The sequence below is a fragment of the Stenotrophomonas sp. genome (genome assembly GCF_036662295.1).
Classification (GTDB): Bacteria; Pseudomonadota; Gammaproteobacteria; order Xanthomonadales; family Xanthomonadaceae; genus Stenotrophomonas.
The window spans coordinates 1-7,041 of sequence record NZ_JAVWXA010000152.1 but is presented as its reverse complement, the minus strand read 5'-3'; the positions used below and the strand labels follow the sequence as shown (position 1 = coordinate 7,041).

Here is a 7,041-nt window from a genome sequence, read left to right as displayed (position 1 = left end):
CTAAGGTGCCAGATCGCCAAGAGATAAGAGCCACCCCATGGGTGGCTGCTCTCCGTTCCGGCACCGCGCGTAGCCACCCATGGGGTGGCTCTACCCCCGATGGATGACGCGCCGCGATGGACGGCGATCCGATTATCCGAGGCGAGGTGCCCCGATGGCCGAACCTCCGAACTCTTCCGGCCATCGCCGGTAGAGCCACCCCATGGGTGGCTGCTCTCCGTCCGGTCCCGCGCGCAGCATGGGTGGCTGCTCTCCATTCCAACCCCGACAACCCTACCGGTTGGCGAGCAGCACCAGCACCGCGCCAGTGCCGCCTTGCCCGGCCGGGGCCGAATGGAAGGCCAGTACGTCGTTGCGCTGGCGCAGCAGGCGGTCGACCAGGTTCTTCAATACCGGCGCCCCGCCGTCGGACTGCAATCCCTTGCCGTGGATGATGCGCACGCATCCGTGCTCATGCGCGTGCGCTTCCAGCAGGAACTGGCGCAGCAGGTTCTCAGCCTGCGCCACCGTCGCCCCGTGCAGGTCCAGCTCGTCCTGCACCGAATACTGGCCGCGCTTGAGGCGCTGGAACATCCGCGCCGGCAGGTTGTCGCGCCGGTAGCTGGCGGTGTCGCCGGCTTCCAGCGGGCTGCTCTCGCGCAGCAGCTGGGCGAACTCGCCGCGCGCCTGCGCCTCGTCGCGCTCGGCCATCCGCGCCCGCGGCTTCGGCTTGGGCGTGGCCGGCGGCGCGGCGGCAGGTTTGCGCAGCGGTGTGACCTCGCCGATTGCCGAGCGGAACAGCGCCGCAGGGTCTTCGTCTTCAGAATGTGACATGCATACAGCGTAATGCCAGGGCAGGGCCGCTGCCTACCGTCAGCGGGGTAGGACGATCTGCCCGCTTGCGGCACAATAGCGGACGCACTTGCGCGGTCGACCCGCCCCATCTCGGGACGCGCCGGCCCCGCCAACGCTGGAAAGTGATGGAATCGAAGTCTTGAAAAATCAAGCGGTTAAATCGCAGATGCGGATCCTGGTCAGCAACGACGACGGCGTCGACGCGCCGGGCATCAAAATGCTCGCCTCGGTATTGCGTGACGCCGGTCATGAGGTCACGGTGTTTGCGCCCGACCGCGACCGCTCCGGCGCCAGCAACTCGCTCACCCTGGACCTGCCGATCCGCCTCAAGCGCATCGATCATTACACCTGCTCGGTGGCCGGCACCCCGACCGACTGCGTGCACCTGGCGCTGACCGGCGTGCTGGAGTACGAGCCGGACATCGTGGTGTCCGGCATCAACAACGCGGCCAACCTCGGCGATGACGTCATCTATTCCGGCACCGTTTCGGCGGCCATGGAGGGGCGTTTCCTGGGCCTGCCGGCGGTGGCGATGTCCCTGGTGACCCACAACCATGAACCGCGCAATTTCGAGACCGCCGCGCGTGCCGCGGTGGAGATCGTGACCCGTCTCAAGGCGGACCCGCTGCCGGCCGACACCATCCTCAACGTCAACGTGCCCGACCTTCCGTGGAACGAGATCCGCGGTTTCGAGGTCACCCGGCTGGGCAACCGCCACCGCGCCGAAGGCTGCATCGCCCAGCGCGATCCGCGTGGCAACGAGGTGTTCTGGATCGGCCCGGCGGGTCGCGAGCAGGATTCGGGCCCCGGCACCGATTTCCATGCCGTCCGCAGTGGCTTCATCTCCATCACCCCGATCCAGGTCGACCTCACCCGCTACCAGGCGCTTGAGAAGGTGGCCAGCTGGGTCGGCGGCCTGACCGCCGCGCTGGACCGCCCGGCATGAGCCAGCGCCTGCGTCTCCAGCCCGAAGCGGTCGGCATCGGCATGACCTCCCAGCGTGTGCGTGACCGCCTGGTCGAGCGCCTGCGCGAGGCCGGCATCGTCGATGAGGACACCCTCAACGCGGTCCGCGTGGTGCCCCGGCACCTGTTCATCGATGAAGCGCTGGCCTCCCGTGCCTACGAGGACACCGCGCTGCCGATCGGCCATGGGCAGACCATTTCCCAGCCGTGGGTGGTGGCACGGATGACCGAAGCGGTGCTGCAGTCGTCGCCCAAGAAGGTGCTCGAAGTGGGCACCGGCTCCGGTTATCAGGCCGCCATCCTCGGCGCGCTGGGCTTGGAGGTCTACACCGTGGAACGCATCGGCGACCTGCTGCGCCAGGCGCGCAAGCGCTTCCGGGCGCTGGGCATGAACATCCGCACCAAGCATGACGATGGCCGGGTCGGCTGGGCCGAACACGGCCCGTTCGACGCCATCGTGGTCACCGCCGCCGCACCCGCGCTGGTCGATGCGCTGGTGGAGCAGCTGGCGGTGGGCGGGCGGCTGGTAGCCCCGGTCGGCGGGCCGGGCGCGCAGTCGCTGGTGCAGCTGACCCGTCGCGAGGACGGCAGCATCCACCAGCAGGTACTGGCGCCGGTCACGTTCGTGCCGCTGCTGTCTGGCATGCTGGATTGATTCTCAGGAGCGTGGCGTCATGAAGATCTTTGGCCCGTTGTACGAACGGGCGATGAAATGGGCTGCGCACGAGCGCGCGCCCACCTACCTCACCGTGTTGAGCTTCATCGAGGCGATCATCTTCCCGGTGATGCCCGAGGTGATGCTGGCGCCGATGTGCGTGGCCCAGCCCAAGCGCGGCTGGTGGTTCGCCACCCTGAGCCTGGCCGGCTCGATGGTCGGGGCGCTGGTCGGCTACGCGCTGGGCCACTACGCCTTCGAGGCGCTCAAGCCGGTGTTCGCCGCGCTGGGCATGCTGTCCAGCATCGAGGGCGGCATCGCGCTGGTGCAGGCCAAGATGGCCGAGTCGCCCTGGGCGGTGTTCACCTTCCTGGTGCTGGGGGGCTTCATGCCGATCCCGATGAAGGTCTTCACCTGGGCCTCGGGTATCGTCGGGGTGCCGTTGCCGCAGTATTTCCTGAGCATGTTGATCGGCCGTGGCAAGCGCGTGTACGTGCTGGCCGCGGTCATCCGTATCGGTGGACCGCGCGCGGAAGCCGCGCTGCGGCGTTGGATTGAACCGCTGGGCTGGATCGCGACCGTACTGGTCGTGGCGCTGGTCGCCTGGCTAGTCTGGAGGTCGAAGTTCGCATGAGTGCAGATCGTTTGAGCAGGGGGCTGCGCGTCGGCGCGCTGGTGATGGTCGTGGCCACGTTGGGCGCGTGTGGCACCGCGACCGTGGTCAAGCCCGCACCGGGCGGGCGCGGCGGCGGACACACCACGCCGCAGGCGTCGGTGGCCAAGCCGGGCCAGACCGCCGTGGTCCGCCGCGGCGACACGCTTTATGCGCTGGCCCGCATCCACAACATCACCCCGCGCGACCTGGCCGCCTGGAACGGTCTGGCCGAGCCGTACACGATCTATCCCGGGCAGTCGCTGAAGCTCTACCCGGGCGGCGCCACCCCCGGCCGCGCCCCGACCACGGTGGTCACCGCGCCGCGTCCGGGCACGACCGCGCCGACGCCGGCACCCACGCCGTCGCCGACCACCGCCATCAAGAGCAACATCAGCTGGCGCTGGCCGGCCGACGGCGCCCTGGTGGGCAAGTTCGTCGGCGCCGACGTGACCAAGCAGGGCGTGGACATCGCCGGCAGCAGCGGCCAGCCGGTACGGGCGACCGCGCCGGGCGTGGTGGTCTACTCCGGCGCCGGCCTGGTCGGTTTCGGCGAGCTGATCATCATCAAGCACAGCGACCAGTGGCTGTCGGCCTACGGCCACAACCGCAAGCGCCTGGTCAACGAAGGCCAGAGCGTGAAGGCAGGCGAGCAGATCGCCGAGATGGGCCGCACCGGCACCACCCGCGACATGCTGCACTTCGAGATCCGCTACAACGGCAAGCCGGTCGACCCGCTGCTGTACCTGCCGCCGCGGTAATCGGACCCGCGAAGCGGACCGTGTGCAGCCACCCATGGGGTGGCTCTACCCCCCCGGATATCCCGCCACCGCATGGTAGAGCGACGCCATGCGTCGCTGCCGGGAGGCGGACCCCGCCGGCCCTGTCAGACTGCGCAGCCACCCATGGGGTGGCTCTACCCCCGGGTATCCCGCCACCGCGTGGTAGAGCGGCGCCATGCGTCGCTGCCGGCAGGCAGACCCCGCCAGCCCTGTCAGACCGCGCAGCCACCCATGGGGTGGCTCTACCCCCGGTATCCCGTGACGGCATGGTAGAGCGACGCCATGCGTCGCTGCGGGGAGCCGGACCCCGCAGCCCCTGTCAGACCGCGCAGCCGCCCATGGGGTGGCGCTACCCGGCGACCACAAAAAAGGCCGCCTTCGGCAGCCTTTCCTGAACAAAAAAACGCCGGTTTCAGCCGGTGAGGATGAACGCCGCGGCCACCTTGCGGCCTTCGCCGGCCAGGATGTTGAACGTGCGCGCGGCCGCCGGGTTGTTCATTACTTCCAGGCCGATGCCCCGGGTCAGGCAGGCGGCCATCACCGCGGCCGGCGGAAACACCTGGGTCTCCCCGGTGCCCAGCACCACCAGCGCCGGGTTCAGCGCCAGCACCGGCTGCAGGTGCTCGGGTGTGAGCGCGGCGATGTCGGTCACCGGCCACGCCTCGATCAGCGTGTCCGGGGTCAGCACGAAACTGCTGGCCAGGGTGCGGTCATTCACCTTCGCGGTGCGGCCATCGGCGGCGCGCAGGGCGTAGGCGTAATCGGGCAATTCGTGGCTCAGTTGCATTTCAGGGTCCGGCTCAGCCGCGCGGCAGCACGATCTGGCGCTGTTCCTTGCTCGGCCGGTACAGCACGGCCACATGGCCGATGCGCTGCACCAGGGCGCTGCCGGAGGCGGCGACGAGTTCGTCGATCATGGCATCGCGGGCGTCGCGGTCTTCGGCGGCCACCTTCACCTTGATCAGTTCGTGGCGTTCCAGCACTTCTTCCAGCTCGGCCAGGAAGGCCGGCGTGACCCCCTTGCCGCCGATCTGCAGCAGGGCCTTCAGATCATGGGCATGGCCGCGGAGGAAGCGGGTCTGGGCAGAGGTCAGGGCAATAGACATTCAGGAACAAGCGGTTAACTGGGGCGATCAGGGTATCATGACCACCCGTTCCGGCCCTATTCCCCATGGTTTCCCGCAGCAAGAGCAGTCAACGCTGGTTGAAAGAACACTTTTCCGACCCCTTCGTGAAGAAGGCCCAGGCAGAGGGCATGCGCTCGCGCGCGGCCTACAAGCTGGAGGAGCTGCTCGAGCGTGACCGCCTGCTGAAACCCCACATGGTGGTGGTGGACCTCGGGGCCGCCCCGGGCGGCTGGTCGCAGCAGGTGCGCCGCCAGATCGGGGACACCGGCCGGGTCCTGGCTCTGGACATCCTGGAGATGCCGCCGCTGGCCGGCGTGGAGTTCCTTCACGGTGACTTCAGGGAACAAACGGTCCTATCGGAGTTCGAGGCCATGCTCGGGGACCAGCCGGTAGACCTTGTGCTCTCGGATATGGCCCCCAATAAAAGTGGTATGGACGCGGTCGACCAGCCGCGGATGATGCACCTGGCGGAGTTGGCGATGGATTTTGCCGACAACCATCTCAAGCCCGGTGGCGCGTTCCTGATCAAGCTGTTCCAGGGCGTGGGCTTTGACGACTACGTGCGCGAGATGCGCCGTCGGTACGACAAGGTGGTCATCCGCAAGCCGGAGGCGTCCCGCAAGCGCTCGCCCGAGGTCTATGCGTTGGGGCGGGGCAAACGCGCGCAGATCAAGTAAGCTCAACCATACCAATCGCGTCAGGAATTAGAGGAACACCGGAGCCAATGAGGATGAACGACTTGACCAAGAACCTCCTGCTATGGGTGGTCGTCGCCGTGGTGCTGATGGTGGTGTTCCAGAGCTTCTCGCCCAAGAGCACCGGCGCGAGCGCCCAGGGCGCGACGTATTCGCAGTTCCTGGACCAGGTGGACAGCGGCAACGTCCAGAAGGTGACCTTTGCCGGGGATGTCCGCGGCGGCACCAGCCAGCTCTCCTACACCACCCGTGGCGGCCAGGCGGCCACCATCACCGCGCCCTACGATCGCGACCTGATCAACGTGCTGCGCGGCAAGAACGTGGAAATCGTGCAGGAAGAGCCGTCCAGTGGCATCTCCCTCGGTGCGATCCTCATGAACTTCCTCCCGGTGATCCTGATCATCGGCTTCTGGCTGTTCATCATGCGCCAGATGCAGGGCGGCGGCGGTGGCTCCAAGGGCGCGATGTCCTTCGGCAAGTCGCGCGCCAAGCTGCAGGGCGAAGACCAGATCAAGGTGACCTTCGCCGACGTCGCCGGCTGCGATGAAGCCAAGGAAGAAGTCGGCGAGCTGGTCGACTTCCTGCGCGACCCGACCAAGTTCACCAAGCTGGGCGGCAAGATCCCGCGCGGCGTGCTGATGGTGGGCCCGCCCGGTACCGGCAAGACCCTGCTGGCCCGCGCCATCGCCGGCGAAGCCAAGGTGCCGTTCTTCTCGATCTCCGGTTCGGACTTCGTGGAAATGTTCGTCGGCGTCGGCGCCAGCCGCGTGCGCGACATGTTCGAGCAGGCCAAGAAGCAGGCCCCGTGCATCATCTTCATCGACGAAATCGACGCCGTCGGCCGCCATCGCGGTGCCGGCCTGGGTGGCGGTCATGACGAGCGCGAGCAGACCCTGAACCAGCTGCTGGTCGAAATGGACGGCTTTGAAGGAGGCGAGGGCGTGATCGTCATTGCCGCCACCAACCGTCCGGACGTGCTGGACCCGGCGCTGCTGCGCCCGGGCCGCTTCGACCGCCAGGTCGTGGTCGGGCTGGCCGACGTGAAGGGCCGCGAGCAGATCCTCAAGGTGCACATGCGCAAGCTGCCGCTGGCCGACGATGTCGAGCCGATGGTGATCGCGCGCGGTACCCCGGGCTTCTCCGGTGCGGACCTGGCCAACCTGTGCAACGAGGCGGCGCTGTTTGCCGCCCGCGGTGGCGAGAAGGAGGTCCGCATGGACCACTTCGACCGTGCCCGCGACAAGATCTTGATGGGCGCCGAGCGCCGTTCGATGGCCATGAGCGAGGAAGAAAAGACGCTCACCGCCTACCACGAGGCAGGCCACGCCATC

Annotated in this window: 9 protein-coding genes; 6 read left to right on the top strand and 3 right to left on the bottom strand. The window is 67.9% G+C overall.

Features of this window, described 5'->3' with window-relative positions; all coding sequences use genetic code 11:
- Positions 1 to 273 precede the first annotated feature (273 nt).
- Positions 274 to 813, bottom strand: a complete 540-nt coding sequence (locus RSA25_RS18415) for a Smr/MutS family protein (protein ID WP_332810278.1) — start codon at positions 811 to 813, stop codon at positions 274 to 276.
- A 187-nt stretch (positions 814 to 1,000) separates the two neighbouring features.
- Between RSA25_RS18415 and surE the strand changes: the two genes are divergently transcribed.
- From surE to RSA25_RS18395, 4 genes are read left to right on the top strand one after another with little or no spacing between them, the layout of a single operon-like run.
- Complete coding sequence (gene surE / locus RSA25_RS18410; protein ID WP_332810277.1) at positions 1,001 to 1,780, top strand: 5'/3'-nucleotidase SurE; 780 nt, start codon at positions 1,001 to 1,003, stop codon at positions 1,778 to 1,780.
- Positions 1,777 to 2,454: a protein-L-isoaspartate(D-aspartate) O-methyltransferase gene (locus tag RSA25_RS18405; protein ID WP_332810276.1), complete on the top strand. Its 678-nt coding sequence runs from the start codon at positions 1,777 to 1,779 to the stop codon at positions 2,452 to 2,454. The genes surE and RSA25_RS18405 overlap by 4 nt, the downstream gene beginning before the upstream one ends.
- Positions 2,455 to 2,473: 19 nt before the next feature.
- A complete protein-coding gene (locus tag RSA25_RS18400) occupies positions 2,474 to 3,088 on the top strand; it encodes a YqaA family protein (protein WP_332810275.1) in 615 nt (204 codons plus the stop codon).
- Positions 3,085 to 3,867, top strand: coding sequence for a peptidoglycan DD-metalloendopeptidase family protein (locus tag RSA25_RS18395; RefSeq protein WP_332810274.1), 783 nt, complete (start codon positions 3,085 to 3,087; stop codon positions 3,865 to 3,867). The genes RSA25_RS18400 and RSA25_RS18395 overlap by 4 nt, the downstream gene beginning before the upstream one ends.
- Positions 3,868 to 4,300: 433 nt before the next feature.
- On the opposite strand, the gene RSA25_RS18390 is transcribed toward RSA25_RS18395, so the two are convergent.
- On the bottom strand, positions 4,301 to 4,675 hold the full coding sequence (locus tag RSA25_RS18390) for an Mth938-like domain-containing protein (protein WP_332810273.1): 375 nt from the start codon (positions 4,673 to 4,675) through the stop codon (positions 4,301 to 4,303).
- A gap of 13 nt (positions 4,676 to 4,688) precedes the next feature.
- The gene (gene yhbY, locus RSA25_RS18385) at positions 4,689 to 4,994 is read right to left on the bottom strand and encodes a ribosome assembly RNA-binding protein YhbY (protein WP_332810272.1); all 306 of its coding nucleotides are present in this window, start codon (positions 4,992 to 4,994) and stop codon (positions 4,689 to 4,691) included.
- A gap of 65 nt (positions 4,995 to 5,059) precedes the next feature.
- Between yhbY and rlmE the strand changes: the two genes are divergently transcribed.
- Together rlmE and ftsH are read left to right on the top strand one after the other, a co-directional pair.
- Positions 5,060 to 5,692, top strand: coding sequence for a 23S rRNA (uridine(2552)-2'-O)-methyltransferase RlmE (gene rlmE, locus RSA25_RS18380; RefSeq protein ID WP_332810271.1), 633 nt, complete (start codon positions 5,060 to 5,062; stop codon positions 5,690 to 5,692).
- Between the two features lie 53 nt (positions 5,693 to 5,745).
- The coding region (ftsH, locus tag RSA25_RS18375) for an ATP-dependent zinc metalloprotease FtsH (protein ID WP_332810270.1) at positions 5,746 to 7,041 on the top strand (1,296 nt) is incomplete at its 3' end.

Coding starts and splice junctions, on each gene's coding strand:
- RSA25_RS18415 (WP_332810278.1), bottom strand. CDS start 813: ATGTCACATTCTGAAGACGAAGACCCTGCGGCGCTGTTCCGCTCGGCA.
- surE (WP_332810277.1), top strand. CDS start 1,001: ATGCGGATCCTGGTCAGCAACGACGACGGCGTCGACGCGCCGGGCATC.
- RSA25_RS18405 (WP_332810276.1), top strand. CDS start 1,777: ATGAGCCAGCGCCTGCGTCTCCAGCCCGAAGCGGTCGGCATCGGCATG.
- RSA25_RS18400 (WP_332810275.1), top strand. CDS start 2,474: ATGAAGATCTTTGGCCCGTTGTACGAACGGGCGATGAAATGGGCTGCG.
- RSA25_RS18395 (WP_332810274.1), top strand. CDS start 3,085: ATGAGTGCAGATCGTTTGAGCAGGGGGCTGCGCGTCGGCGCGCTGGTG.
- RSA25_RS18390 (WP_332810273.1), bottom strand. CDS start 4,675: ATGCAACTGAGCCACGAATTGCCCGATTACGCCTACGCCCTGCGCGCC.
- yhbY (WP_332810272.1), bottom strand. CDS start 4,994: ATGTCTATTGCCCTGACCTCTGCCCAGACCCGCTTCCTCCGCGGCCAT.
- rlmE (WP_332810271.1), top strand. CDS start 5,060: ATGGTTTCCCGCAGCAAGAGCAGTCAACGCTGGTTGAAAGAACACTTT.